The organism is Caulobacter sp. ErkDOM-C, assembly GCF_048541825.1.
Taxonomy (GTDB): domain Bacteria; phylum Pseudomonadota; class Alphaproteobacteria; order Caulobacterales; family Caulobacteraceae; genus Caulobacter.
This window is the reverse complement of the sequence record NZ_CP183332.1, coordinates 2,480,375-2,507,294: the sequence shown is the minus strand read 5'-3', so window position 1 is coordinate 2,507,294 and position 26,920 is coordinate 2,480,375. Positions and strand designations below refer to the sequence as shown.

The window sequence follows — 26,920 nt, the reverse complement described above, 5'->3', positions numbered from 1 at the left end:
CGATACGGTTCTGGGTCTAGTCTTCAAAAAAAATGCGCGGGGGAAAATCATGAAGAAGGCCATAGGCGCTCTTGTCGTCGTCGGAGCCTGTGTCGTCGGCCTGGCCGCCTGCGACAAGGTCGGTTCAAAAACGGGGACGGGCGCCAAGACAGCGGTCGTCGAGACCGAATATCCCGAGCGGGTCTATTGGGGCGACACCCACCTGCACACCAGCAATTCGGTCGACGCCTTCGGCTTTGGCGTGCGTCTGGGCTCGGAGGAGGCGCTGCGGTTCGCGCGCGGCGAAGAGGTGACCTCGACCGGCGGCCTGAAGGCCAAGCTGGCCCGGCCGCTGGACTTTCTGGTCATCGCCGACCACTCCGATGGCCTGGGCTTCACGCGCCGGATCTACGACGCGCCGCGGTTCCTGCTGCGCAATCCGCTGCTTCTTCGCTGGCATGATATGATGCACGAGGGCCCTGCAGGCTCACTGAAGGCGACGGGTGAACTGATCGACGCCGCCGCCAGCGGCTCGCTGCCGCCCGACATCACCGATCCGAAGCGCTCTGCCAAGGCGACCCGCTCGATCTGGAACGACCATCTGTCGATCGTCGAGCGCTACAACGACCCGGGCAAGTTCACGGCCTTCATGGGTTTCGAATATACCCTGATGCCCAAGGGCGACAATCTGCACCGCGTGGTGATGTTCCGCGATGGCAAGGCTGAGGCCTCCAAGGTGGTGCCCTATTCGTCCCTGGTTGGCACCTCGGCCGAGATGCTGTGGGACTATATGGATGGCTACGAGAAGACCACCGGCGGCAAGGCCCTGGCCATTCCGCACAATTCCAATGTCTCCAACGGCTTGATGTTCGAGCTGACCGGTCCGGACGGCGGCCCGATGTCGGCCGACTATGCCCGCCGCCGCGCGGCCCGTGAGCCGCTGGTCGAGGCGACCCAGATCAAGGGCGACAGCGAGTCTCACCCCTTCCTGTCGCCGAACGATGAGTTCGCCAGCTTCGGCGACGCGGGCTGGGATCTGGGCAACCTGCCCATGTCGTCCAAGAAGACGCCGGACATGTTCGCCGGCGAATATGTCCGCGAGGCCCTCAAGCGCGGCCTGGCGATCCAGGACAAGACCGGGGTCAATCCCTACAAGATGGGCATGATCGGCTCGACCGACTCCCACACCGCCCTGGCGACGGGCGACGAAGACAACTTCTTCGGCAAGCATTCCGGGGTCGAGCCGCGCGCCGGCCGGGCGACGGAGCCGCAGAATCTGGGCACGCGCGAGGGGCGTACCGGCCAGCACTATCTGGCGGGCGGCTATGCTGCGGTCTGGGCCAAGGCCAATACCCGCGCGGCGATCTTCGATGCGATGATGCGGCGCGAGGTCTACGCCTCGACCGGCCCGCGCATGCAGGTGCGGGTGTTCGGCGGCTGGGACTTCACGGCCAACGACCTGAAGACCAACTGGGTCAAGGCCGGCTATGCCCGCGGCGTGCCGATGGGCGGCGATCTCAAGGCGGGGGCCGGCAAGGCTCCGGTGTTCATCGTCTCGGCCCTCAAGGACCCGGTCGGGGCCAATCTGGATCGCGTCCAGATGGTCAAGGGCTGGGTCGACAAGGCCGGCGTCACCCGCGAGCAGATCTATGACGTGGTCTGGAGCGACCCGGCCCGCCGGGCGATGACAGCCGGCAAGGTCCCTTCGGTCGGCGACACCGTCGATCTGGCCACCGCCACCTATGCCAACACCATCGGCGCGCCGGAGCTGACCACGGTGTGGACCGACCCCGATTTCGACCCGACCCTGAAGGCCTTCTACTATGTGCGGGTGATGGAGATCCCGACCCCGCGCTGGGTGGCCTATGACGCCGTCCGCTACAAGGTGAAGATGGGCCCGGAGGTGCGGATGAAGGACCAGGAGCGGGCCTATAGCTCGCCGATCTGGTACACGCCCAAGGGCTGACGGATGACGCTGCGCGAACGCCTGCACCAGGGGCTGCGCGAGCCCCTGGTGCAGTTCCTGCTGGCCGGGGCCGTGATCTTCATGGTCTTCGCCCTGGGCGGCGGCGGTCCCGATCCGGGCGAGCGCCGCATCGTGGTCGACGAGGCGCGGGTCCAGCGCATCGTCACCCTGTGGATGCAGACCTGGCATCGCCCGCCGACCCCGGCCGAGCTGGACGGCCTGATCGGCGAATATGTCCAGGAGGAGGTCTATTATCGCGAGGCCCTCGCCCTGGGTCTGGATCGCGACGACCCGGTGATCCGGCGGCGGCTGCGCTCGAAGATGGAGTTCCTGGCCGCCGACCAGCTGGAAAGCGTCACCCCGGGCGATGACGTCCTGAAGGCCTGGATGCAGGCCCGCCCGGCGCTCTACGTCCAGGATCCGAAGCTCAGCTTCCAGCAGATCTATGTCGGCTCGGCCACCGACCGCGACGCCGCCGAGGCCAGGGCCGCGACGATCCTCAGCCGCCTGGCGGCCGGGGCCTCGCCGGCTCAGCTTCGACAGCCCCTGTCGCTGCCGACCGTCCTGTCCGAGGCCTCCCGCTCCGAGGTGGACAGGCAGTTTGGTGAGGCGTTCTCCAGGGGGCTGTTGCGCGCGCCGATCGGCCGCTGGACGGGTCCCGTCGCCTCCGGCTTTGGTCTGCACGTGGTCAAGGTCACCGCCGTAAAGCTGGGGCCGCCGCCAGAGCTGGATCAGGTGCGTCAGGCGGTCGAGAACGACTGGCGCGCCGCCACCCGCGCCGAGCGGGAGGCCAAGGCCTATCAGGACCTGCTCAAGGGCTATGACGTCGTCATTGCGCGGCCCAAATGACCTTGGCGCGTCTGGCCGTCCTGGTTCTGGCCTGGCTCATGCTTGCCGGCGTGGCCCAGGCTGACGATCTGCGGCCCGGCTATCTGGAGCTGACCCAGACCTCGCCCTCGGCCTGGCGGATGGTCTGGAAGGCGCCGATCCGCGGCGGTCTGGCGACCCACGCGGCGCCCAGCCTGCCGGCGGACTGCCGGCTGCAGCCGCCCTCGCGCGAGCTGGTCGCTGGGGCGCTGGTCGAGGTGGCAACCTTCGACTGTCCCCGAGGGCTGGCCGGCCAGGCCGTCGGCTTGACCGGGCTGGACGCGACCTTCACCGACGCCCTGGTGCGGATTGCGCCGCTGGGGCGTCCCGTTCAGGTCGGCCGCCTCACGGCCGACCGGCCGCTGATGGAGGTGCGCGCGGCGCCCGACCGCTTGCAGGTGGCCCGGACCTATCTGGTGCTCGGCGTCGAACACATCCTGGCCGGCTATGATCACCTGCTGTTCGTCCTGAGCCTGGTGCTGCTGCTGCGCGGCGGGATGAGGATCGCCAAGACCGTGACGGCCTTCACCGTCGCCCATTCCCTGACCTTGGTCGCCACGTCCCTGAACCTGATCAGCCTGCCGCGTCAGCCGGTGGAGATCTGCATCGCCCTGTCGATCGTGTTCCTGGCCGTCGAGATCGTGAAGTCACGGCCCGAGGGGCCGCCGCGCCTGTCGGAACGGGCCCCCTGGCTGGTGGCCTTCGCCTTCGGGCTGCTGCACGGCTTCGGGTTCGCCGGGGCCCTGGCCGAGATCGGCATGCCCGAGCGCGAGGTCCCCACCGCCTTGCTGACCTTCAATATCGGCGTCGAGATCGGGCAGCTGATCATCGTCGGGGCCGGACTGCTGGTGCTGGAGTTGATCCGCCGCTTCGCCCCGCAACACCGCCGCCTCTTTCAGCGCTGCGCCGCCTATGGGATCGGGGTCACGGCCGCCTACTGGTGCATTGTCCGCATTTTTGGCTGAGACCGCTAAGGGGCGACGGGGATCATCACTTCGTTGCGGCGCATGAACCACGGGGTCCAGGGCGGATTGTACTGCGCCAGCGAGGCGGGCCCAGTCGCCCGCAGCTGGCGGGCCGACAGGCGTTTCTTCAGTTCAGCGGTCTTGGCCTCGACCGTGTCCGCTCCGGCCAGGCCCGAGAAGCGCAGCACCGCCAGGCGGGACGGCGGCATGAGGCGAAGCTTCACCTGGGGGTCGTTGGGCTCAGGCAGGGCTTCCAGGCTGTAGCGGCTGGGCATGGTGAACCTCACGACCCATTGGCCGGCGCTTTGGGTCTGGGTGACCGGCGCTGTCATGGCGATGGTCTGACCGGCCGGCGCCTGGGCAACCGGGGCGGTCATGGCGATGCTCTGGCGCGTCCTGTTGCCGCCGAAGATATAGCCGGCCAGCAGTCGAAAGCCGCGACTGGCCGCCTCTTTCTGATCGCCGCTGACGGTGACTTCGGCGACCACCAGGGCGGGATAGTCGCGAACGTCAAAGTCGCCCTCGTGGACGACGACCTTAAAGGCAGGTTCTTCAACGGCCATGGCCACAGTTCCCAGAAAGACTGCCGCAAACACTGCGGTCATGGCCATGCGTCTCAGGGTCATGCTCATGCCTTTTCCCCCGCCGGGCGCCCGGCGACCACACTAACACCGGACTGAACGGCCCGGGCCTGACTTCGTTGCGCGGTCCAAGCCGTCCTGATCCAGACGGATCGGCGTCAGCCGGGCAGCACCTCTGAAAGGGTCGAGAACAGCACCGCCAACTGTATCGGCTTGGCGACCGTGGCGGTGATCCCAACCTGCTCATAGTCCTCGAGCTGGTGGGCCATGGCGTTGGCCGTCAAGGCAATGATGGGCGTGACCTGTCGACCGGTCAGGCGCTCCTTTTCCCGTATGGCGCCGCTGGCCTCCAGGCCGCCCATGACCGGCATGTGGATGTCCATCAGGATCACATCCCAGGACTGCAGGCTCCAGGCTTCCACCGCCTGCTGACCGTTTTCGACCACCGTCAACGTGGCGCAGGCTGGCTCCAGCAGGGTGCGTAGCACCAGTCGGTTGATCTCATTGTCCTCGGCAGCGAGAATCCGCAGCGTTCTCTGCCACTCCGTTGTGTCCATAACCGGCTCGACGGCCGCTGGCTCGCCCTCTTCGGTGCGCGGGATTGGCAGGAGAAGGGTGAAGGTCGAGCCCTTTCCGGGAACGCTCTCAACCGTGATCGAGCCGCCCATCAGGACCGCGAGGTTGCGGGCGATCCCCAGGCCAAGCCCGGTACCGCCAAATCGTCGGTTGATCGAGACGTCCGCCTGGCGGAACTGCTCGAAGATCGCGTTGAGCATCTCAGGCTCTATGCCCACGCCCGTATCAAACACGGCCAGTTCCAGGCCGTCCTGGGTCGAGCGGGCCTTGAGTCCGACGCGTCCAGACTCGGTGAACTTGATGGCGTTCGAAATCAGATTGTAGGCGATCTGCCGAATTCGCGTCGGGTCGCCGCTATAGCGGCCCTCAACGGCGGAGATGTCGAGGGTGAAGGACAGGCCCTTCTTGTTGGCAAGGGCAGTAAAGGCGGCATAGGCGCCGCTGAGCAGATCGCCCATATCAAAGGCGATCGCCTCCAGGGACATTTGCCCCGCTTCAATCCGCGACAGGTCGAGCAGATCGTTGAGAATGGCCAGCAGGGATTCAGCGGATCGCTGAACAATATCCAGCCTCGACCGCTGGCGTTCGTCGATCGCGTCCTGGAGCATCGCCTGGGTCATGCCGAGAATGCCGTTCAGGGGTGTCCGGATTTCGTGGCTCATGACCGAAAGAAAGGTCGACTTGGCCCTGTTGGCCGCCTCTGCGTCATTCCGGGCCGTCCGCAGGCTTGCGACCAGGTCGATCATGTCGGCCATCAGCACCGACTGCATGGCCACCGCCGTACCCATGGCCAGGGACTGATCCGCCTGGGAGAAGTCCGCGACGGTCAATCCCAGTTCCGCCCAAGTGGACGCGGCCCGGATGGAATGGGCCAGGCAGAACAGGTAGCCTTGCGCCAGCTCGATCACGGATCCAGCAAGGTGTATGCCGCCATCGCGGGACCGAAGCTGAATGGCGGCCTTGTTGCGGGCGGCCGTGACCGGATCCAGGCCCGTGATCGGTCGCTCGACGACAAACAGGCTCTCCAGGGCTGTCCCCGCGACAGCGCCCGGCAATAGGCGCGTGATCGATGGGCCCACACTCTGGATCTCTAGCCGGGCGTTCGTCAGGAGGTAGCAGGGGAACAGGTTGTCCAGCTGCTGGCTCGTGACTTCAAAGCTCTGGCTCACGGGGCATCTGGCTCCGCGAGCCTGATGGTGAAGATCCGGGCAGCGCCGTCCTGGCCGCTGAACTCGACACTCCCGGGTGTCGCAAACTTCTCCAGCATGCCGTCGAGCAGGCCGCAGACGAAGTTTTCCAGCCCCGCCCGCTTTGAATAATAGGCCAGGCGGATGGTCTGATGGTCTTCTGACAGGACCGAAAACTGCGGGAGCTGCGCCGCGGGCATGGCGATCTGAATGCTGGCATGCATCTGGTCGAGGTTCTGCAGCGACTCCCGCAGCGACGCGCCAAGGATTTTGAGCACGCCGGCATAGGGGCCTTGACCGGCCGCCCGTATCCAGTGACGGCCGAAGGCGTGAAGGGTCTCTTCGACCGTCAAACCTGCCGTCGCGGCCGCAGCGCCGATCAGTCTGAAGGTCACATCGTCGGGATAGGCCTGGACGCTGACCAGAATGGCATCATCGAGATCCGCGGCGGTCAGGGTTTGCTCCCAGGCCTGAGCCCCGAACTGCTCGAGGATCATGTCCCGCGCAGATCGATGAATCATTCCGAACATGTAAGCGTCTCCTGGGCCATTCTTTCGGCAGGACCTGTCTTGGGTGCGGCGCGGTCAGGAGAGTCGCTGATCGCGCCGGCCATCTATAACTTCTGATTTGTCGCCGAACTCCATAGCGAGCGCGCCAAATTACCCAAAATGGGAACTATGGGAGGCGAATTTCGGGGCGCTAAGGGGCCGGCCTTCCACCCCGCTCCGGCAGGAGCATATCCCCGTTTCGATCAACGGCCGCGCCAGGCCCGGATGGCGGATGGAGCGGACGGCGGGGCGCTGGCGCACTCAAGAGTTGCCACTTTGTTCTCATCCCGCTAAACTTGTGTCGTGGGGATGGGAGCAGGGCGATGCGGCCGCCGTTTACCTATGTGAGATGGCCGCACCGGCCCCGGGTGATCGGGCCCCGGTTCATCCCCTATCTGGACGCGGACGGCGACCGCTGCGAGGCGTCCGTCCGCATCCGGATGGGCGCGCGCGAGTTCTGGACCTTCGCGCACGTTGAAGGTTATGAGCACGTCGAGCTTGATGACCATCTGCTGGGCCGGTTCTGGGTCGAGATCGACGGCCACCGCTGGGCCAAGACGTTTCCGGGTACGGACGACATCCACCTTCTGCGGCTCTGCCTGTGGTTCGCCGGCGACTGGCTGATCCGCACGGCGCAGGAGGCGGGCCTGACCCTGCTGCCGGACAGCGAGACGCCGGTGACCACATGGCCCCAACTGTTCGCGGCGCGCCCATGACGGCGGCGGTCGAGGATCTGGTGCTTGGACCGCGCGCGATCTTCTTTTGCCGGGTCGCGCGCGCCGGCGCCGCCGCCGCCAATGACGATGACTATGAAGCGGGCTCGGTCCTGATGACCCTGCGGTCTCTGGCGGCTGACCAGGTCATCGGCTGGGCCGACCTCGACCTCGACGGCCAGACCGCCCGCCTCGAGACGCACGGCGCCGATGAGCTGCAGGTCACCTATGAGCTCATCCAGCTGTCGGGGGCCTGGCTGATCGAGATGGCGAAGGCGCGGGGACTGATCCTGTTCGCCTGGGGACAAACTCCGGTCGTGGCGCCGATGGACGTGTTCGTGCTGTGAGGGGGGCTCTCCCCTTGCGAGAGAGGCGCGCGCGGCGGGCCGGGTGAAGGTGACCTGATGGCGCCAGCACTCACATCTTCGGAAGTTGGCCTCGCGTTCAGACCCGATGATCCCCGTCATCCCGGGACTTGTTCCCGGGACCCATGGTTCAGTCGCCCCACCGTCGATTATCCCTGCGCCGCCCGTGCGGTGGAAAGATGGGTCCCGGGAACAAGTCCCGGGATGACGGGCAGGGGGCTCTTCAGCGGTTCTCGATCGTTCGGCCGAGCTCTATCCCCGCGCTCCAACGGGGATACGCGCCCCTCGCCCCCAACAACTTCAACGCCCTGACCGCCGCACCCAGCGTCACGATCCTAAATCGACGCAGCCCCCTCCAGAACGCCCGCATACTTCTCCTCGCCCCGTCACTGGGGAGGCCGTCCAGCTGGCGACCTGACGGCGCGGAGCGCTTCGGCCATGGCCGAAACGGCAATCTAACTAAACTCATCCGGGCCTGGCCCGGACGCTCCGCCGCCTCCCCAACTCGCCGGACAAGCCGGCGAGGACGCGAACCCAAGCGCCTGTTTCAGGCGCCATAACCCCAGCGGAGAGGACGATGAGGTCTGGTGATTTTGAAAGCGCACTAGGAAAATTCCGGAGCGACGCAGCGGCCGAGGTGCTGCGGCAGGCGATCCGGAACCTTGAAACGAAGTTTGATCCCGACCAGCCGCGCGCGCCGGTCGGGAGTTCGAACGGCGGGCAGTGGGTCGATACGGGCCGCGGCGGCGGGGGCGGGGGCGGCAAGGTGCGTCGACCGCTGAAGGCGGGCCCAAGGCCTAAGGCGCGGCCATTGGCCCGCATGGTCGGTTTCCTGGCCAGCCATCCAGAGGCCGCGCCGATCGTCCAGGCGGCAGGACTGCCCGCCTTGGCCGGCAGCGTCGCCCTGACCCGCGCGCTCGGCGATTTCGATCAGCGCACAACGGGTGGCGAGAAGACGCCGTTCCTCAACTTGCCGACAGAGAAGTTGGATCTCAGGGGGCCCGAACCGCAGCTAATGTCGCGAAAGCGCAAGTCGCGTAAGCCAAAACGGCTTGGTACGCTTTATCCGTATCATCCCTTTCCTGAGCATGGAGATCCTGATGAGTGCCTTGAGATAGCCAAAGCAGATCGGATCAAGTGCAAGACTTACCGGGGAATGTACGGGCGAACCCAAGAGGCTCGAGTGGTGATTGAAGCGATCTGCAGGAAGACCGTAATGGAAAGATATGGTGAGTGTTTAGCCGGCGGGCCGGGGGCTGTTCGCACGCCGCTTTTTGATGGGAGGCAATAGTGGAAGCGAGAACGCTAGGTCCTCGTTCGGTGCCATTCACGCGAGCAACCGGCGAAATAGGGGTCGGGTCAATACTCGTAACCTTTGGTGAATCCGAAATCGAATTACTCGAGGACGGTAACCAGCTTGAAGAGAAGACCGGATGGGTCGACGTCGAGTTCGACGGCGAGACGCATCGCCTTTCAGCCTGGGGTGCAGACGATTTACAACTGACTTACTACCTCCTCCGCCAAGCCGGCGAATGGCTCGTGATAGTGTCTCGGGCGCGCGACATCACTTTGTTTGACTACAGGCCTGACCCAGTTGGGGCGGCAATGGACGTCTTCGACTGCTGACCTAAACGCGGCGCCCCTCAAGGCTCCGCCCCCGTCTCGATCAGCGGCCTCGCCAGGCCCACCGCCTGCTCGACGCTGGTGGCGACCGGAACCCCGGCGAACGGCTTCCAGCCGTCGCAGACCACCTTGGCCGCTGCGTCGTCGGCGCCGCCGGGCGGGATCGGGGCGGCGGGGCGCTGGTCGCCGGTGACCGGGCCTTCGCGGCCGCCGGCCCGGATGCTGCCAAAGCCGGCGTGGGCGATTGAGCGGGCGTCGCAGTCGATGACCGCGTGACGCCAGCCGCCCCAGTACTCATCGGCCCCGGCCTTGAAGCCGCCCTCGGTGACCTGCAGCACGCGCAGTTTCGCGGTGCGGCCGGTCCACTGGACGCTGGTCAGATCGACGAAGACGGCGAAGCGACCGACGTCGGCCAGCCTCAGTTCAAGTTTGGTGGCGGGCGGGGCCGCAGCGGGGGCTTGGGCCAGGGCGGGGCCCGTCCACAACATCGCCGCCAACAGGGCGTTTCGCGCCGCGCGCAAATGGTCTAATCGGCTTTTCATGATCCAGCGTCGACGCCCCGTACCCTTCGAACTCGGCCCCGTGCACTTTATCGGCATCGGTGGCATCGGCATGTCCGGCATCGCCGAGATCATGCTGCGTATCGGCTACACCGTTCAGGGCAGCGACGCCAAGGCGTCGGCCAATACCGAGCGGCTGGAAAAGCTGGGCGCGCGGATCTTCGTGGGCCATGACGCGGCCAATGTCGAAGGCGCCTCGGCCATTGTCTATTCGACGGCGGTCAAGGCCGACAATGTCGAGATGGCCGCCGGCCGCGACAAGCGCCTGCCGCTGGTGCGGCGGGCCGAGATGCTGGCCGAGCTGATGCGCCTGCAGTTTTCAGTGGCCGTGGGCGGCACCCATGGCAAGACCACCACCACCTCGATGGTCGCCGCCCTGCTGGACGCCGGCGACCTGGACCCGACCGTGGTCAATGGCGGCATCATCAACGCCTATGGCACCAATGCCAAGGTGGGCGAGGGCGACTGGATCGTCGTCGAGGCCGACGAGAGCGACGGCTCGTTCCTGAAGCTGAAGTCGACCGTGGCTATCGTCACCAATATCGACGCCGAGCATCTGGACCACTGGGGCACCTTTGACGCGGTCAAGAAGGGCTTCCAGGACTTCATCGAGAACATCCCCTTCTATGGCTTCGCGGCGGTCTGCACCGACCATCCTGAAGTCCAGGCCCTGACCGCCCGGATCGAGAACCGGCGGCTGGTGACCTATGGCGTCAATCCCCAGGCCGAGGTCCGGGTTTCCAACATCAGCATGGGGCCCGACGGCTCGGTGTTCGACATCATCGTCTCGCCACGGGTCGGCGATCCGGTGCGCTATGATGGCCTGAAGATGCCGATGGCCGGCCACCACAATGTGCTCAACGCCACTGCCGCCGTGGCCGTGGCCCGCGAACTGGGTGTCGACGGCGAGGCGATCCGGGCCGGTCTGGCCAGCTTCGGCGGGGTCAAGCGCCGCTTCACCACCACGGGCGTGGCCAATGGCGTCCGCGTGGTCGACGACTATGGCCACCACCCGGTCGAGATCGCCGCCGTGCTCAAGGCTGCCCGCGCCGTGACCCCGAACGGCAAGGTGATCGCCGTGGTCCAGCCGCACCGCTTCACCCGGCTGCGCGACCTGATGACCGAGTTCAGCTCGTGCTTCAACGACGCCGACACGGTGATCGTCGCCGACGTCTATACGGCCGGCGAGAGCCCGATCGAGGGCATCGACAAGGACCACCTTGTCGACGGCCTCAAGAAGTTCGGCCACCGCAGGGCCCTGGCGCTGGAAAACCCCACGGCCCTGCCGCGCCTGATCGCCGGCGAGGCCGTCAGCGGCGACCTCGTCGTGCTGCTGGGGGCCGGCGACATCACCACCTGGGCCTATGCGCTGCCGGGGCAACTGGAAGCGCTGGCGACGTGAGCTGGAAGGCGTCACTCCCCGCCGTTCGCGGCAAGCTGCTGTTTGACGAGCCGCTGGGCCCGTTCACCTGGTTCCGGGTCGGCGGTCCGGCCGAGGTGCTGTTCCTGCCGGCCGACGCCGACGATCTGCGCGACTTCCTGATGGCCCTGCCGGAAGAGGTTCCGGTTCAGGCTCTGGGCGTCGGCTCCAACGTCATCATCCGCGACGGCGGCGTCGAGGGCGTGGTCATTCGCTGCGCCGGGCGGGCCTTCGGCGAGGTCACGGTCGATGCCGAGGAGAACCTGATTATCGCCGGTCCAGCGGCGCTGGACGCCTCGGTGGCCCGGGCGGCGGCCAAGGCGGGGCTGACGGGGCTGGAATTCTATGTCGGTATTCCGGGCACGGTCGGCGGGGCCCTGACCATGAACGCCGGCTGCTATGGCCGCGAGACCAAGGACATCCTGGTCAGCGCCTGGGGCTATGACCGGTCCGGCGAAATGCGGGTCTGGAGCAACGAAGACTTCGGCTTCACCTATCGGCACACGGAAGTCCCCCCCAACAGCATGTTCTGGGTGCAGGCGATGTTCCGCGGAACGCCCGATGATCCGGCCGATGTCCGCGACCGCATGGCCGAAATCACCGCCCGCCGCGAGACCACCCAGCCGATCCGCGAAAAGACCGGCGGCTCGACCTTCAAGAACCCGCCGGGCCACTCGTCCTGGAAGCTGGTCGACGAGGCCGGCTGGCGGGGCAAACACTTTTCCGCGAGCGGGAAAGAGGGGGGCGGGGCGATGTTCAGCCCGCTGCACAGCAACTTCCTGATCAATACCGGCGAGGCCACGGCGGCCGACCTGGAAGGCCTGGGTGACGCGGTGCGCGCCGATGTGCTGGCCAAGACCGGCATTCAGCTGGACTGGGAAATCAAGCGGATCGGGCGGCTCTAAGTCCTCCCCCCAGCGGGGGAGGAGATCGCGAAGCGATCGGAGGGGGAAGTGACGGCCAGGTCATTGCGGTCTTCCCCCCACCGGCCGGAGCCTGTCTTCGGGCGCGCGCTTTCGCGCGACCCGGGGGGCCGCCTCCCCCTTCAGGGGGAGGACCTTTTCGGCCGCCGGCATGGTTCAGCCAATGCTGACTGTCCCGGGCGCGCCGCGATGCTATGACAGGTCAAATTTCGGAGAATCCCTGCGCATGTTCCGCACCCTGCTGACCGCCGCCGCCGTATCCGCCCTTCTGGTCGGCGGGGCCCAGGCCCAGACCGCCCCCCGGGCAAAGTCGGGGCTCAAGGCCCTGTTTGCCGGCAAGTCCGCAGCCCCTGCTGCGCCGGCGGCTGTGCCGGTCTCGCCCGAGGCCGTCGCCGTCGGCCTGCGCGACAAGGCCCTGCGCGATCATCTCGCCTGGGACATCACCGAGGACCTGACCACCACTATCGGCCCGCGCCTGGTCGGCTCGCCGGCCATGGAGAAGGCCAAGGACTGGGGCGTGGCCCAGTTCAAGGCTCTGGGCTTCACCAACATCAAGGTCGATGAATTCGCCAAGACGTCCTGGACGCGTGGCGAGGAGAGCGCCTGGCTGATGGCGCCCTATGCCATGAACCTCAACCCCGTTGGCCTGGGCCGCACCGTCTCGACCCCCGCTGAGGGCGTCGAGGCCGAGGTGGCGCTGTTCAAGACCTATGCCGAGATGATCGCCGCGCCGGAAGGCGCGCTGAAGGGCAAGATCGTGGTCATCACCCAGCCGATGGTCATGGCCCAGGACGGGGCCGGCTATGGCGTGGCCGGCATCTCGCGCCGGGCCGGTCCGGTGGAAGCCGCCAAGCGCGGCGCCGTGGCCATGCTGATCCGCTCGATCTCGACCTCGGATTCCTCGGTGCCGCACACCGGCAGCACCGCCAATGGCGAGGGCGTAGTGACCATTCCCGCCGCCGCCATCGGCGTGCCGGAAGCCGAGCAGCTGGAGCGTCTGGCCGCCAAGGGTCCGCTGCGCATCAAGCTGAAGCTGCAGTCCAGCTTCGATGCCAAGGACGTGGCCTGGAACATTTCGGGCGACGTCCAGGGCTCGGAAAAGCCTGACGAGGTGATCGTCATCGGCGGCCACCTCGACAGCTGGGATGTCGGCACCGGCGCCCTGGACGACGCCACGGGCATCGCCATCACCACGGCGGCCGCCAAGCTGATCGGCGACCTGCCCAGGCATCCCAAGCGCACCATCCGCGTCGTGATGTGGGGTTCGGAAGAAAGCGGTGGTTCGTCGGACGCCTATCTGGCCGCGAACAAGGACGCGCTGTCGAAGATCGTGCTGGCCGGCGAGAGCGACACCGGCGCCGACCGCATCTACAGCCTGCAGGTTCCGGCCGGGGCGCTGGAGCATCCGGTGATCAAGACCGCGACCCGCGTGCTCATGCCGCTGAAGATCTATCTGGACCGCGCCCCCGCCGCCCATGGCGGCGCCGACATCGGCGCCATCGAAGAGGCCGGCGTGCCGGTGATCAACCTGAACCAGGATGCCAGCCGCTACTTCGACTATCACCACACGGCCGACGACACGCTCAACAAGGTGGACCCGATCCAGCTGGCCCAGAACGTGGCGGCCTGGACCAGCTTCCTCTACCTGGTGGCCGACAGCGACATCGACTTCCGGGCGCTGAAGCCGGCGACGGCGGCGGCAAGCCACTAGTCCGAACCTGTCATCCCAGACGGCCCGCAGGGGCGATCGGGGACCACGGCAAGCGCTTGCGTATGCCGTGGTCCCGGCTCTTCGCGCTTCGCGCTACGGCCGGGATGACAACCAATATTGGCAGGAGGGCTCCGGCTGACTAGGAGTGCTCAACCCCAGTTCACGAGCCCCCTCCATGACCCAGCCGAACACCGACGCCCCCCTGGCCGGCCGCCACATCGCCGTCCTGCTGGGCGGTCCGTCCTCCGAGCGCGAGGTCAGCCTCGTCTCGGGCCGGGAATGCGCCGATGCGCTGGAGCGGCTGGGGGCCAAGGTCACCCGCGTCGATCCTGGCAAGGATGTGGCCCAGGTGCTGACCAGGGTCGCGCCGGACCTGGTCTTCAACGCCCTGCACGGCGAATGGGGCGAGGACGGCTGCGTCCAGGGCGTGCTGGAGACCCTGAAGATCGGCTACACCCACTCGGGCGTGCTGGCCTCGGCCCTGGCGATGGACAAGGCCAAGGCCAAGGCCGTGCTGGCTGCGGCGGGCGTGATCGTGCCCGGCGGCGGTCTGTTCAATCGACATATCGCCGCACGCGACCATGTGATGCAGCCTCCCTACGTTGTGAAGCCAAATGCCGAGGGATCTTCGGTTGGGGTATTCCTGGTTTTCGAAGGCGCCAACCGGCCGCCGCAGGAATTGGCAATGCCCACATGGACTTACGGCGAAGAGGTGATGATCGAGCCCTATATCCGCGGGCTGGAGCTGGCCGTCGCCGTGATGGGTGAGTCAAATGGTCCCAGAGCCCTGGCCGTGACCGATATTCGCTCGTCCACAGGTTTCTATGACTACGACGCCAAGTACTCCGAGGGCGGTTCCATCCATGTTTTGCCAGCCCCAATCCCTGACAGCGTAAGGGATAGGGCCATGCGGATGGCCGAGCTTGGCCACACAGCCCTTGGTTGCCAAGGCGTAACCCGGTCTGACTTCCGTTATGACGACATTAACGACCTTCTGGTCCTTCTAGAGGTCAATACGCAACCCGGCATGACACCCACTTCGCTCGCCCCCGAGCAAGCCGCCCACGTCGGGATTTCGTTTGATCATTTAGTGCTCTGGATCGTGGAGGACGCTTATGCCCGCTGTAGTGCGGGGGGGATCGCCTAAGCCTAGGCGCCCTCGGGCCGAAGTGCCCGCAAGTCCAAACAAGGCTCGTTCGGCTCCGCCCAAGGGCGCGCAGCCGGCCGCGAAACTGCGCGCCGCCAAGGGCGTGGGCTTGTCGCCCGCGTTCGCCTTGGGGGTCGCCGGCGTGGCTCTTGGCCTTGGGCTTGTGGTGATGCTCGCGACCGGCCATCGGGCCGAGCGCCTCGTCACGGCTGCACGCCAGGGCGTGGACGGCGAGTTCGCGTCCGCCGGTTTCAAGCTCAAGACTCTGCACGTCCAGGGCGCCTCGGCCCAGGCCGACGCGGATATCAGACGCGCTTCAGGACTGTATCTCGACCAACCGACCCTGGGCCTGGACCTGGCCGAGATCCGCCAGCGCGTCGAGATGGTGGGCTGGGTCAAGGAAGCCAAGGTCGTTCGCCTGCTGCCCGATACGGTGCTCATCGCAGTCGAGGAACGCCCCGCCCTGGCCGTCTGGCAGAGTGGCGGCCGCATGCGTGTCATCGACGGCGAGGGGCGCGTGATCAGCGAGGCCGATGCCTCGCAGTTCCCGCAACTGCCGCTGGTGGTGGGGCAGGGCGCCGATCAGGCCGCCGGCGCCATCCTGCCGGCTGTCGCCGCCCGTCCGCGTCTTCGCGATCGTCTTGAAGCGCTGGTGCGCGTCGATGATCGCCGCTGGGATCTGCGCCTGAAAGACGGATCTCTGATCCAGCTTCCGGCGATCGACGAAGAATCCGCACTGATCCAGCTGGATCAGTTGGACCAAAGGCAGCGAATCCTGGATTTGGGGTTTGCGCGCATCGATCTGCGCGATCCCGATATGGTGGCTGTGAGACCCCGTGATGCGGCTCTGCCTGGGCAGACCGTGGCAGGCGGGGCGTAGTGTGATGGTGTTGGGGTGACGATAGCGATGTCGCGACTGGAAGATCGGAAACAGGCCCGTGACGGCTTGAAGGCGACGCTCGTTCGTCAGCCTGCGGTCGCGGCTGTCGATCTGGGCGCGTCCAAGGTCACCTGCTTCATCATGAAGGCCGACGGCATTCATCGTGACAACCGCACCCTGACCACAGCCGGCGTCGGCTATGTGCAGTCGCGCGGCGTGCGCGGCGGCGCGATCGTCAACCTGGACGAGGCCGCGCAAGCGATCGCCCAGGCTGTCGAGCGCGCCGAGACCGTGGCGGGCGTCAACGTCCAGGGCGTCAGCGTCTGCACCGCCGGCGGCCAGTTGGCCAGCAACCGCGTCCACACCCAGGTGTCCCTGGGCGCCCGGCCGATCGCCGATGGCGACCTGTCGCGCGCCATCGCCTCGGCCCTGGCCCAGGTCAAGATTCCCGGCCGCAAGCCAATCCACCTGCTGCCGATCGCCTGGTCGGTGGACGGTCAGCGCGGCATCCGCGATCCGCGCGCCATGTTCGGCCGCGCGCTCGGCCTGGAACTGCTGGTCGTCTCGATCAACGAAAACGTCTTCCACACGCTCGCCCACTGCGTCGAGCGCGCCCACCTGTCCTTCGAAGGCGTGGTCGCCGCGCCTTTCGCCTCGGCCCTGGCGGCCCTGGAAGAGGACGAGATGGACCTGGGCGCCGTCTGCATCGACATGGGCGGCGGCTCGACCTCGGTGGCGGTGTTCAACAACGGCGCCCTGTGCCACGTCGACAGCCTGGCCGTCGGCGGCGGGCACGTGACCCAGGATATCGCCCGCGGCCTGCAGACCTCGGTCGCCGGCGCCGAGCGCATCAAGACCCTGCACGGCAGCGCCATCGCTTCGGCCAACGAAGACCGCGAGATGATCGAAGCCCCGCCGCGCGGTGATGATCCGGGCGCCGGTCCGGTGATCGCGCCGCGCTCGCTGCTCAAGGGCATCATCCAGCCGCGCGTCGAAGAGACCCTGGAACTGCTGCGCGAGCGCCTCAAGGCCTCGGGCGCTCCGGTCGAACCGGGCGCGGGCATCGTGCTGACCGGCGGCGCCAGCCAGCTGGCCGGCGTGCGCGAAGTGGCCGTGCGCGTCTTCGATCGCCCGGTTCGTCTGGGCCGTCCGCGCCGGGTGCCGCATCTGGCCGACGCCGCCTCGGGTCCGGCCTTCTGCGCCGCCGCCGGCGTGCTGCATCGCTCGGCCTTTGGTCCGCGTGAAGTGGTGTCTCCGAAGGCTCTGGCGACGGCCGCCCTGCGCAAGCGCCCTATGGACCCCAACGCCAGTCCGATGGCCAAGGCCGCCGCCTGGTTGCGCGACAACCTTTAACGGTTGTCGCCGGCGGTCACGCTTGAACGCGTGGTCAAGCTCTCGACGTGTCGCGAAATAGACCGCAGCGGCGTTCGGTCGCATCAACTATCAAGAACCCTACGGAACCCTTGGACTCCCAAGAGATTCTGTTGATGGAGCAAGAATTCTGCTCAGGCAGCGCTCGACGTGTCCCCGACTCATATTATGCAGTTAACCGCCGATTAACGATGGTGGTTGTTCTGTTAACCCAATCGTCGAGGCGTTCCCGACGGTTGAACCGCCGGGGTCCTGTTTGACGATTTCGGCGTAAGGTCGCGAGGGTTCCATGGCTATTTCTCTTTCAGCGCCGCGCACCACTGAGCTGAAGCCGCGTATCGTCGTGTTCGGCGTCGGTGGCGCGGGCGGCAATGCGGTCAACAACATGATCGAGGCAGGCCTCGAAGGTGTTGAGTTCGTGGTCGCCAATACTGACGCGCAGCAGCTTCAGTTCGCCAAGACCGACCGTCGCATTCAGCTGGGTGTGCAGGTCACGCAGGGCCTGGGCGCCGGCGCCCACCCCGAGGTGGGCATGAGCGCCGCCGAAGAAAGCTTCCCCGAGATCGGCGAGCACCTGGACGGCGCTCACATGGTCTTCATCACCGCCGGCATGGGCGGCGGCACCGGCACCGGCGCCGCGCCGATCATCGCCAAGTGCGCTCGCGAGCGGGGCATCCTGACGGTCGGCGTGGTCACCAAGCCCTTCCACTTCGAAGGTCGCCACCGCATGCGTCTGGCCGACGCCGGCATCGGTGAGCTGCAACGCTATGTCGACACCCTGATCGTCATTCCCAACCAGAACCTGTTCCGCGTCGCCAACGAGCGCACGACCTTCGCCGAGGCCTTCGGCATGGCCGATCAGGTGCTGCACTCGGGCGTTCGCTCGATCACCGACCTGATGGTCCTGCCCGGCCTGATCAACCTCGACTTCGCCGACGTCCGCACGGTCATGACCGAAATGGGCAAGGCGATGATGGGCACCGGCGAGGGCACCGGCGAAGACCGCGCCCTGATGGCCGCCCAGAACGCCATCGCCAACCCGCTGCTGGACGAAGTCTCGCTGAAGGGCGCCAAGGCCGTGCTGGTCAATGTGACCGGCGGCATGGACATGACGCTGCTGGAAGTTGACGAAGCCGCCAACGCCATCTCGGATCAGGTCGATCCGGAAGCCAACATCATCTTCGGCGCGGCCTTCGATCCGTCGCTGGAAGGCGTGATCCGCGTCTCGGTGGTCGCCACCGGCATGGACGGCGCCTCGATCGCCCAGATCGAGCCCAAGCCCGTCACCCGCAACACCACGACCGCGCCGCTGATCGTCGACACCACCCGTCCGGCCTCGCGCTACGAGGCGCGTCCGCTCGATCGCCCGGTCGCCCAGTCGACTGCCTACGCGCCCGAGTCCGCTTACGAGCCCGAGCCGGAAGTCGTCGCTGAAGCGCCGCAAGCCGACCTTTATTTCCAAGAGCCTCTCGTGTCCGAGGCCGCCCCCGAGCCTCGCATCACCACTTCGGCTTCGCGCACCGTCAACCGGATCGTCGATCCGATGGTCGAGGAAGCCGACGACGCGCCGCTCTATACCGAGCAGCACTATGCCGACCGTCAGCCGCAGAAGTCTGGCGGGTGGATGAGCCTGTTCGGCGGCGGTCGCCAACGCTACGACCAGCAACCTGCGCCGCAACAGCAGCCGCAGACGCGTTCGACCTCCAGCGCCCGGCCGGCCATGCAGCCGCTCGAGTTGCAACAGGTCGAGGAAGGCGAGGATCTCGAGATCCCGTCGTTCCTGCGTCGCCTGGCGAACTGATCGGTTCGATCAAGGTTTGAGTTCTGAAGCGCCCGGGGTGAGAGCCCCGGGCGTTTTGCTGTTGGGTCCTTCTCCGGGATGACTGGATTATCGCCTATGATCAAAAGCGGTTGTCATCCCGGACAAGCGCACAGCGCGCAGATCCGGGACCGACGCCTGAGCTCAGCGCTTCCTGCGGTCCCGGATCTGCGCCCGGCTATCGCCGGGCTTGTCCGGGATGACAGCGTCTTCCTGCATCTCGGATGCGATAACGCTTCCGAGCGTGGGCATCTGCTATCTGCTATAGACTTGGCACATCCTGCCAGTTCTGCACCCAAACAGGTCACATGAAGCTCAGCCGCGCCGATCGAAAAATCCTCGAGATCCTGCAGCAGGACGGCAAGATCTCGAATGTTGATCTGGCCGAACGGGTTGGGCTTTCGCCCAGCCCCTGCCTGCGCCGGGTCAAGCAGCTGGAGGCCTCGGGCCTCATCTCCGGCTATGTGGCGCTGCTGGATCGCCGCAAGGCCAGTCTGGACCTGCTGGCCTATGTCGAGGTTCAGGTCGATCGCCACAGCGAAACCGCCGCCGAAGCCTTCAAGGAAGCGGTGCTGCGCGAGCCCCTGGTGGTCGGCTGCCATGCCATGACCGGCAGCTATGACTATCTGCTGCGCGTGCTGGCCCCCAATCTCGACGCCTATGCCGAGTTCACCATGAAGCGCCTGCTGAAGATGCCGGCGGTCAAGGGCATCCAGTCCAGCTTCGTGCTGGAGACGATCAAGGACTCGCCGGCCCTGCCGCTGGATTTTCTGGACTAGGCGGGCGTCACACCCCTTCCTCCAAGCCGTCATTCCCGCCCTTGTGGCGGGAACCCGTCTGTCCGCCGCAGGTGCGGGAGGGGCGAAGTGCGTGGCGCACTTCGCTTGCGCTGCACGTGCCAGCCCAATCAGGGGTTCCCGCCTCCAGGGCGGGAATGACGGAACTTTATTGGCCTTGGGTTGGCGGCACTTTATAGCGATGCAGGCGGGATGATTGGAGGAATATGACCGGATTGGTCGCAGCTTGGGTCATCATCGACAGGTTCTGACTTTTCTTCTGCGCTATCCTGACCGCTGTTCATTCGAGGAGCGGTTTTCATGCTGGTTGTCGACCAGAAGCCCCTGGCTTCGGCCGTCCCGTTGCCCGTTCGCGCGGCGCTGGAAACCGTTCAGGCCTACAGGTCGGGCATGACCCTGGCCGAGGCTGGTCGGCGTACCGGCCGCGACACCTTCTCCAAGCTGGCCAGCAACGAAAACCTGCTGGGCGCCAGCCCCACGGTCGTCGCCGCCGTCCAGGCGGCCCTGGCCTCGCCCGAGATCTATCCCGACCCCTATTGCGAGACCCTGCGCGACGCCCTGGGCTCGCACCTGTCGGTCGACCCGGCCCGGATCGTGGTGTCGCCCGGTTCCGAAGCCCTGATCGACTATCTGTTCCGCGCCGTCATCGCGCCGGGCGAAACGATCCTGCTGTCGACCCCGACCTTCCCGGCCTACGAGATCTTCGCCAGGTGCGCCGAGGCGACCATCATCGACGTGCCGCGCCTGGCCAATTTCGATCTCGACGTCGAGGCCTTCAAGGTCGAGGCGGCCAAGGGGCCCAAGCTGCTGGTCCTGTGCACGCCCAACAATCCGACCGGCAACGCCCTGACCGGCGTCGATATCGGCGAGATCCTTGCGGTCACGCCCAGGTCGACGATGGTGTTCGTGGACGAGGCCTATCGCGAGTATCACGAGGCCTTCAACACCTTCGCCCTGCTGGAAGCCTGGGGCGGTCCCTGGGTGTCGGCCCGCACCTTCTCCAAGGCCTATGGCCTGGCCGGCCTGCGGGTGGGCTATGGCATCGCCTCGTCGGCGCAGCTGATCGGCTATCTGGATCGCCTGCGGCCTCCCTTCAACGTGACCTCGGTCAGCCAGGCTGCCGCCCAGGCCGCCCTGGCTGATGTGGAACACCTGCAGAGCACCGTGGCCCTGACCCTCGCCGAGCGCGGCCGGGTCGAGGCGGCGCTGGACGCCATGGGCATCGAGCGCACCAGGAGCGAGGCCAATTTCGTGTTTCTTCGCACGCCGGCGGGTCCGGAAGCCACGACCGCGCGCTTGTTGCAGGAAGGGCTTATCATCCGCCCGACCCCGGTGGCCGGTGGCTGGGTTCGCATCACCATCGGCCGTCCGGCCGACAACGACCGCCTGATCGCCGCCTTGCCGGCCGCGTTGGCCCGCTGAGCTTCGGAGAGACCTCATGTCCATGACCCCCGAAAATCCATTGGGCCTCGACGGCTTCGAGTTCGTCGAGTTCACCAGCCCCGATCCGGCCGCCATGAAGGCGCTGTTCGAGGCCCTGGGCTTCGTGCCGGCCAGCAAGCACCCGACCAAGGCCGTGACCCGCTACAAGCAGGGCCGCATCAACCTGCTGGTCAATGAAGAGAGCACCGGCCAGGTCGCCGAGTTCCGCGCCGCCCACGGCCCGTCGGCCAACGGCATGGCCTTCCGCGTCGAGAATGTGGAAGCCGCCTATGCCGAGGCGCTGAAGCGCGGGGCCATGGCCGCTGACGCCAGCAAGACCTTGCTGGGCGAGGGGGCGCGGGTGCTGGAAGGCATCGGCGGTTCGATGCTGTATCTGGTCGAGCGCGCCGGCGATCCGGGCACGATCTATGACGGCTGGGACCAGATTCCCGGCGCCGCAGAGGCCGAGGCCAAGAACAATGTCGGCCTGGATCTGCTCGACCACCTGACCCACAACGTCAAGCGTGGCCAGATGAGCACCTGGTCGACCTTCTATCGCGATGTCTTCGGCTTCGAGGAGCAGAAGTATTTCGACATCAAGGGGCAGGCCACGGGCCTGTTCAGCCAGGCGATGATCGCGCCCGACAAGGCCATCCGCATTCCGCTCAACGAGAGCCAGGACGATCACAGCCAGATCGAGGAATTCATTCGCCAGTACAACGGCGAGGGCATCCAGCACCTGGCCCTGACCACGCCGGACATCTACGACACCGTCGAGAAGCTGCGCGCCCGGGGCGTCAAGCTGCAGGACACCATCGAGACCTATTACGAGCTGGTCGACAAGCGCGTGCCCGGCCATGGCGAGGATCTGGCCCGCCTGCGCAAGAACCGCATCCTGCTGGACGGCAATGTCGGCGAGGAAGGCTTGCTGCTGCAGATCTTCACCGAAAACCTGTTTGGCCCGATCTTCTTCGAGGTCATTCAGCGCAAGGGCAATGAGGGCTTCGGCAACGGCAACTTCCAGGCCCTGTTCGAGAGCATCGAGCTGGACCAGATCCGCCGCGGCGTGATCACGGTCGAGGCCTGATCCACCACGGTTGTCATCCCGGACGGAGCGCGTAGCGCGAAGATCCGGGACCGACGCCTGAGCGCCGCGCTTCTGGCGGTCCCGGATCTGCCCCCGGCTTTCGCCGGGGTTGTCCGGGATGACAATGTTATGGTGCGTTACAGAAAACGAGCCAGGGACCCAGCCATGGACCTCCGCTACCAATCCGGCTTCGGCAACCACTTCGCCACTGAGGCCGTCCCCGGCGCCCTGCCGGTGGGCCAGAACTCGCCGCAGAAGGTTGCCTTCGGGCTCTATGCCGAGCAGCTGTCGGGCGCGGCCTTCACCGCGCCGCGGCATGAGAACCGCCGTAGCTGGCTCTATCGCCTGCGGCCCAGCGCCGGTCATGGCCGCTATGAGCCCTATGGCCAGCCGACCCTGGCCAGCGGGTCGCTTGACGGGCCCGTCACGCCCAATCGCCTGCGCTGGGACCCGATCGAGATCCCCGCCGAACCGATCGATTTCGTCGACGGCCTGCTGACCCTGGCCGGCAATGGCGACGTGGCGACCCAGGCCGGGATCGGCATCCACCTGTATCTGGCCAACACGTCCATGACGGACCGGGTGTTTCAGGACGCCGATGGCGAGCTGCTGATCGTGCCGCAGCAGGGCGTGCTGACCCTGGTCACCGAGCTGGGCGTCCTGACCGCCGGTCCCGGCGAGATCGCCCTGATCCCGCGCGGCGTGCGCTTCCGGGTCGAGGTCGAGGGGCCCTCGCGCGGCTATGTCTGCGAGAACTATGGCGCGGCGTTCAAGCTGCCGGACCTGGGGCCGATCGGCGCGAACGGCCTGGCCAATCCGCGCGACTTCGAGACGCCGGTCGCAGCCTTCGAGGATGTGGATGCCCCCACGCAGGTGATCCAGAAGTTCCAGGGGGCCCTCTGGACCTCGCAGTGGGATCACAGCCCGCTGGACGTGGTGGCCTGGCACGGCAATTTCGCGCCCTGCAAGTACGACCTCTCGCGCTTCAACACGATCAATACGGTCAGCTACGACCATCCCGACCCGTCGATCTTCACGGTCCTGACCTCACCCAGCGAGATCCCCGGCACGGCCAATTGCGACTTCGTGATCTTCCCGCCGCGCTGGATGGTGGCCGAGCACACGTTCCGGCCGCCCTGGTTCCACCGCAACGTGATGAGCGAGTTCATGGGCCTGGTCATCGGCGCCTATGACGCCAAGGTCGGCGGCTTCTCGCCCGGCGGGGCGTCTCTGCACAACGCCATGAGCGATCACGGCCCCGATCTGGCCAGCTGGCAGGGCGCTGTGGCGGCCGATCTGAAGCCGCACAGGATCGAGAATACGATGGCCTTCATGTTCGAAAGCCGATGGACGTTGCGCCCCACGCGATTTGCTCTGGAGCATCGCGCACTTCAGGCCGACTATGACGCCTGCTGGTCGGGCTTCCCCAAGGCCGTCCTGCCTTAACGATAACGATAACGAGGAAGCGCCTATGAAGCTCGCGTCTCTCAAAGGCGGCCGTGACGGCCGTCTGGTGGTGGTCTCCAACGACCTGGCCTGGTTTACCGACGCGGCGACAATCGCGCCCACCCTGCAGGCGGCGATGGATGACTGGGGGCGTTGCGAGGCTTTGTTGCGTGGCCTAGCCGAGAGCCTGGAGCACGGCGGCGTTCCCAAGGAGCGCTTCCACGAGCATGAGGCCGAGAGCCCCTTGCCCCGCGCCTATCAGTGGCTGGACGGCAGCGCCTATGTGAACCACGTGCAGCTGGTGCGGCAGGCGCGTGGCGCCGAGATGCCCGAGACCTTCTGGACCGATCCGCTGATGTACCAGGGGGCCTCCGACGGCTTTCTGGGCCCGCGCGAGGACATCCCGCTGGCCGACTCCGCCTGGGGCTGCGACCTGGAAGGCGAGATCGCCGTGATCGTCGGCGACGTGCCGCTGGGCGCCACCCGCGAGGAGGCCCTGGCCGCCATCCGCCTGGTGATGCTGTGCAACGACGTGTCGCTGCGCAACCTGATCCCCGCCGAACTGGCCAAGGGGTTCGGCTTCGTTCAGTCCAAGCCGGCCAGCGCCTTCTCGCCGGTCGCCGTCACGCCGGCCCTGCTGGGCGACGCCTGGAAGGACGGCAAGCTGCACGGCGCCCTGCTGGTCAGCCTGAACGGTGATGACTTCGGAGCGGCCGACGCCGGGGTCGACATGACCTTCGACTTCGGGACCCTGGTGGCGCATGCCGCCAAGACCCGCGGCCTCTCGGCTGGCACCATCGTCGGCTCGGGCACGGTCAGCAATCGCGGGGCCGACCAGGGGCCGGGCAAGCCGGTCGCCGAGGGCGGCCTGGGCTATTCGTGCCTGGCCGAGCTGCGCACCGTCGAGACCCTGGTCCACGGCAAGGCCAGCACGCCGTTCCTGCTGGGCGGCGACACCGTCCGGATCGAGATGAAGGACGCCAAGGGCCACACGATCTTCGGGGCCATCGAGCAGACGGTCGAGCGGGTTTGAGTCCAGAAGGCGAACAGGTCGAAGCGGCTGGACGGGTCTGGGCGACGCGGGCCGGGATCAGTCTGGGTCCGCTCGACCTGATCGCCGACGGGGCGGCGCGCAATTATGTGCTGCAGATCGGCCACAAGCGCTTCCACGGCTTCGTGGTCCGGCGGGGGGAGGCAGTGTTCGGCTATGTCGACCGCTGTCCGCATGCCGGCCTGCCGCTGGCCCAGCAGCTTGACCAGTATTTGACGCCGGACGGCGGGCTGATCGCCTGCTCCTGGCACGGAGCGATGTTCACGGTGGAGGCGGGGATCTGCGTCGGCGGTCCCTGCGTGGGGGCCAAGCTGTCGCCCTGGCCGGTGGAGGTCCGCGAGGGGCGGGTGGTGACGGCTTAGCCACCACCCGCCTTCGAGGTTAGGCCTGGGCCACCGCCCGTTCCTTCATATGCTTGACCATGCCGATCGCGGCCAGGGCGTAGTGCAGTCCGGCCCAGGCATAGAAGCACAGCGAGACGATGATGCCCTGCTGGCTGGCCAGGGCCAGGGTGGTGCGGCACTGGTCGGCCAGTTCGACGGGCGAACCCTTGGGCGCGACGCCGCCGGGGCAGCTGGCGGCGAAGTTGGCGGCCGTTTCGGGCAGGCCAAATGAGCCAAACAGCGAAGCGATCAGGCCGCCGGCGTCAGGCGTATTGAAGTTGTACTGCGCCATATGGTCGATAAGCCAGCCGGTGAACACCGGCCCGCCGCCCAGGGCGATCAGGTTGAGGAAGAAGAACAGGATGGCCGTCGCCGTGGCCCGGCGACGCGGATCCACCGAGTTCTGAACCACGCCAAAGGTCGGGGCCAGATACACATAGTGGAAGATGCCCGGGACCAGCAGGATCAAGGCCGTGGCCTGCCAGGTCGGCTGCAGATAGGCCAGGATGTAGATCGGCGTACAGATCGTCAGGCCGATGGCGGGCGTCAGGGCGTACCACTTGGCGCTCTTCTTGCCGGCCCAGTCGCTGAGGAAGCCGCCGACCAGGGTGCCGACCCCGGCCGAGAAGCCGCCGATCAGGCCGGTGATCAGGCCCACCTGCGCCAGGTCCAGGCCAAAGGCCCGCACGAAATAGGACGGCACGAAGGCGCCGGAGCCATAGGAGCCGAACGAGGCGATGGTCACGCCCAGCACCATGTGCAGCACCGGCCACTTGCCAAACAGCACCTTGGTCACGGCCCACATTTCGCGGAACTCGTTGGCCATCGAGAAGGCCGGCTTCGGCGGCTCGACCACAACGTCCTCGGCTTCGAGGGGCTGTTCCCTGGCCTCGGAGTGACCGCGGGGCGGCTCCTTGACCACCAGCTTGACGATGATCGCCAGCAGGATGCCCGGCAGGCCGACGATAACGAAGGCCACGCGCCAGCTGAATTCCTGGGCCAGCCAGCCGCCGGCCACGGCGCCGAACATGGTGCCCAGCGGAATGCCGAACGAATAGATCGACAGGGCCGTGGCCCGCTGCTTGGGCGCATAATAGTCGCTGATCAGCGAGTGGCTGGGGGGCGAGCAGCCCGCCTCGCCGATGCCGACCCCGAAGCGGTAGGCGGCCAGCTGGGCGAAGCTGGCGGCGCTGCCGCACAGGGCGGTGAAGCCCGACCAGATCACCAGCGACACCGAGATGATCGTCACGCGGTTGAAGCGCTCGGCCAGGCGCGCGATGGGAATGCCCAGGATCGTATAGAGCAGGGCGAAATACAGCCCCCCCAGCAGGCCCAGCTGGGTATCGGTCAGCTTCAGGTCGACCTTGATGGCCTGACCGATGGTGGCGATGATCGTCCGATCAATGAAGTTGAAGGTGTAGGTGGCGAGCAAAAGCCCCAGCACCGTGGCCTTGTAGCCGTTGGAATACAGCGGTTTTGTTCCGCTGGACGCAATCGCGTCTGCCATGCTGGCGCGCTCCCTTCAAACATTTG

General features: G+C 66.6%; 24 protein-coding genes. 19 read left to right on the top strand and 5 right to left on the bottom strand.

Features of this window, described 5'->3' with window-relative positions; genetic code table 11:
* The first annotated feature begins 49 nt into the window (after positions 1 to 49).
* The 3 genes from ACN2C8_RS12150 to ACN2C8_RS12140 are packed head-to-tail and all read left to right on the top strand — an operon-like array spanning position 50 to position 3,777.
* Positions 50 to 1,945: a DUF3604 domain-containing protein gene (locus ACN2C8_RS12150; RefSeq protein ID WP_419252025.1), complete on the top strand. Its 1,896-nt coding sequence runs from the start codon at positions 50 to 52 to the stop codon at positions 1,943 to 1,945.
* Positions 1,946 to 1,948: 3 nt separating this feature from the next.
* Positions 1,949 to 2,794: a peptidyl-prolyl cis-trans isomerase gene (locus ACN2C8_RS12145; protein WP_419252024.1), complete on the top strand. Its 846-nt coding sequence runs from the start codon at positions 1,949 to 1,951 to the stop codon at positions 2,792 to 2,794.
* Positions 2,791 to 3,777: a HupE/UreJ family protein gene (locus tag ACN2C8_RS12140; protein WP_419252023.1), complete on the top strand. Its 987-nt coding sequence runs from the start codon at positions 2,791 to 2,793 to the stop codon at positions 3,775 to 3,777. Before ACN2C8_RS12145 ends, ACN2C8_RS12140 begins: the two co-directional genes overlap by 4 nt.
* Positions 3,778 to 3,782: 5 nt before the next feature.
* Here ACN2C8_RS12140 and ACN2C8_RS12135 read toward each other — a convergent pair whose 3' ends face one another.
* The 3 genes from ACN2C8_RS12135 to ACN2C8_RS12125 all read right to left on the bottom strand — a co-directional run bounded on the left by ACN2C8_RS12135 (position 3,783) and on the right by ACN2C8_RS12125 (position 6,618).
* Positions 3,783 to 4,409 (bottom strand): SOUL family heme-binding protein, encoded by a 627-nt coding sequence (locus ACN2C8_RS12135; RefSeq protein ID WP_419252022.1) that lies wholly within the window; start codon positions 4,407 to 4,409, stop codon positions 3,783 to 3,785.
* Positions 4,410 to 4,516: 107 nt separating this feature from the next.
* Positions 4,517 to 6,103, bottom strand: a complete 1,587-nt coding sequence (locus tag ACN2C8_RS12130; RefSeq protein WP_419252021.1) for an ATP-binding protein — start codon at positions 6,101 to 6,103, stop codon at positions 4,517 to 4,519.
* Positions 6,100 to 6,618, bottom strand: coding sequence for a heme NO-binding domain-containing protein (locus ACN2C8_RS12125; RefSeq protein WP_419262188.1), 519 nt, complete (start codon positions 6,616 to 6,618; stop codon positions 6,100 to 6,102). Before ACN2C8_RS12125 ends, ACN2C8_RS12130 begins: the two co-directional genes overlap by 4 nt.
* A 374-nt stretch (positions 6,619 to 6,992) precedes the next feature.
* On the opposite strand from ACN2C8_RS12125, the gene ACN2C8_RS12120 reads away from it, so the two are divergent.
* The 3 genes from ACN2C8_RS12120 (at position 6,993) to ACN2C8_RS12110 (ending at position 9,038) form a co-directional block, all read left to right on the top strand.
* Positions 6,993 to 7,385, top strand: a complete 393-nt coding sequence (locus tag ACN2C8_RS12120; RefSeq protein WP_419252020.1) for a hypothetical protein — start codon at positions 6,993 to 6,995, stop codon at positions 7,383 to 7,385.
* Complete coding sequence (locus ACN2C8_RS12115) at positions 7,355 to 7,729, top strand: hypothetical protein (RefSeq protein ID WP_419252019.1); 375 nt, start codon at positions 7,355 to 7,357, stop codon at positions 7,727 to 7,729. The genes ACN2C8_RS12120 and ACN2C8_RS12115 overlap by 31 nt, the downstream gene beginning before the upstream one ends.
* 595 nt (positions 7,730 to 8,324) lie before the next feature.
* A complete protein-coding gene (locus ACN2C8_RS12110; RefSeq protein WP_419252018.1) occupies positions 8,325 to 9,038 on the top strand; it encodes a hypothetical protein in 714 nt (237 codons plus the stop codon).
* A 352-nt stretch (positions 9,039 to 9,390) separates the two neighbouring features.
* On the opposite strand, the gene ACN2C8_RS12105 is transcribed toward ACN2C8_RS12110, so the two are convergent.
* Positions 9,391 to 9,912, bottom strand: coding sequence for a hypothetical protein (locus ACN2C8_RS12105; protein WP_419252017.1), 522 nt, complete (start codon positions 9,910 to 9,912; stop codon positions 9,391 to 9,393).
* Here ACN2C8_RS12105 and murC point away from each other — a divergent pair.
* From murC to ACN2C8_RS12040, 13 genes are all read left to right on the top strand, one after another.
* Positions 9,911 to 11,332, top strand: a complete 1,422-nt coding sequence (gene murC / locus ACN2C8_RS12100; RefSeq protein WP_419252016.1) for a UDP-N-acetylmuramate--L-alanine ligase — start codon at positions 9,911 to 9,913, stop codon at positions 11,330 to 11,332. The two genes, ACN2C8_RS12105 and murC, sit on opposite strands and share 2 nt — an antisense overlap.
* Positions 11,329 to 12,255, top strand: coding sequence for a UDP-N-acetylmuramate dehydrogenase (gene murB / locus ACN2C8_RS12095; protein ID WP_419252015.1), 927 nt, complete (start codon positions 11,329 to 11,331; stop codon positions 12,253 to 12,255). The genes murC and murB overlap by 4 nt, the downstream gene beginning before the upstream one ends.
* A gap of 244 nt (positions 12,256 to 12,499) precedes the next feature.
* The gene (locus ACN2C8_RS12090) at positions 12,500 to 13,984 is read left to right on the top strand and encodes a M20/M25/M40 family metallo-hydrolase (protein ID WP_419252014.1); all 1,485 of its coding nucleotides are present in this window, start codon (positions 12,500 to 12,502) and stop codon (positions 13,982 to 13,984) included.
* Between the two features lie 175 nt (positions 13,985 to 14,159).
* Positions 14,160 to 15,131 (top strand): D-alanine--D-alanine ligase, encoded by a 972-nt coding sequence (locus tag ACN2C8_RS12085; RefSeq protein ID WP_419252013.1) that lies wholly within the window; start codon positions 14,160 to 14,162, stop codon positions 15,129 to 15,131.
* Positions 15,100 to 16,011, top strand: coding sequence for a cell division protein FtsQ (ftsQ, locus tag ACN2C8_RS12080; protein ID WP_419252012.1), 912 nt, complete (start codon positions 15,100 to 15,102; stop codon positions 16,009 to 16,011). The genes ACN2C8_RS12085 and ftsQ overlap by 32 nt, the downstream gene beginning before the upstream one ends.
* A gap of 27 nt (positions 16,012 to 16,038) precedes the next feature.
* The gene (gene ftsA, locus ACN2C8_RS12075) at positions 16,039 to 17,364 is read left to right on the top strand and encodes a cell division protein FtsA (RefSeq protein ID WP_419252011.1); all 1,326 of its coding nucleotides are present in this window, start codon (positions 16,039 to 16,041) and stop codon (positions 17,362 to 17,364) included.
* 307 nt (positions 17,365 to 17,671) lie between these two features.
* Positions 17,672 to 19,183, top strand: a complete 1,512-nt coding sequence (ftsZ, locus tag ACN2C8_RS12070) for a cell division protein FtsZ (protein WP_419252010.1) — start codon at positions 17,672 to 17,674, stop codon at positions 19,181 to 19,183.
* A gap of 326 nt (positions 19,184 to 19,509) precedes the next feature.
* Positions 19,510 to 19,980, top strand: a complete 471-nt coding sequence (locus ACN2C8_RS12065) for an Lrp/AsnC family transcriptional regulator (protein ID WP_419252009.1) — start codon at positions 19,510 to 19,512, stop codon at positions 19,978 to 19,980.
* Positions 19,981 to 20,298: 318 nt separating this feature from the next.
* Positions 20,299 to 21,420, top strand: coding sequence for a histidinol-phosphate transaminase (gene hisC / locus ACN2C8_RS12060; protein ID WP_419252008.1), 1,122 nt, complete (start codon positions 20,299 to 20,301; stop codon positions 21,418 to 21,420).
* A 16-nt stretch (positions 21,421 to 21,436) separates the two neighbouring features.
* Positions 21,437 to 22,507 (top strand): 4-hydroxyphenylpyruvate dioxygenase, encoded by a 1,071-nt coding sequence (gene hppD, locus ACN2C8_RS12055; RefSeq protein WP_419252007.1) that lies wholly within the window; start codon positions 21,437 to 21,439, stop codon positions 22,505 to 22,507.
* 165 nt (positions 22,508 to 22,672) lie between these two features.
* Positions 22,673 to 23,953, top strand: a complete 1,281-nt coding sequence (hmgA, locus tag ACN2C8_RS12050) for a homogentisate 1,2-dioxygenase (RefSeq protein WP_419252006.1) — start codon at positions 22,673 to 22,675, stop codon at positions 23,951 to 23,953.
* A 25-nt stretch (positions 23,954 to 23,978) separates the two neighbouring features.
* Positions 23,979 to 24,986: a fumarylacetoacetate hydrolase family protein gene (locus ACN2C8_RS12045; protein WP_419252005.1), complete on the top strand. Its 1,008-nt coding sequence runs from the start codon at positions 23,979 to 23,981 to the stop codon at positions 24,984 to 24,986.
* The gene (locus tag ACN2C8_RS12040) at positions 24,983 to 25,366 is read left to right on the top strand and encodes a Rieske (2Fe-2S) protein (protein ID WP_419252004.1); all 384 of its coding nucleotides are present in this window, start codon (positions 24,983 to 24,985) and stop codon (positions 25,364 to 25,366) included. The genes ACN2C8_RS12045 and ACN2C8_RS12040 overlap by 4 nt, the downstream gene beginning before the upstream one ends.
* Before the next feature lie 19 nt (positions 25,367 to 25,385).
* On the opposite strand, the gene ACN2C8_RS12035 is transcribed toward ACN2C8_RS12040, so the two are convergent.
* Positions 25,386 to 26,894 (bottom strand): spinster family MFS transporter, encoded by a 1,509-nt coding sequence (locus ACN2C8_RS12035; protein WP_419252003.1) that lies wholly within the window; start codon positions 26,892 to 26,894, stop codon positions 25,386 to 25,388.
* Positions 26,895 to 26,920: the final 26 nt, after the last annotated feature.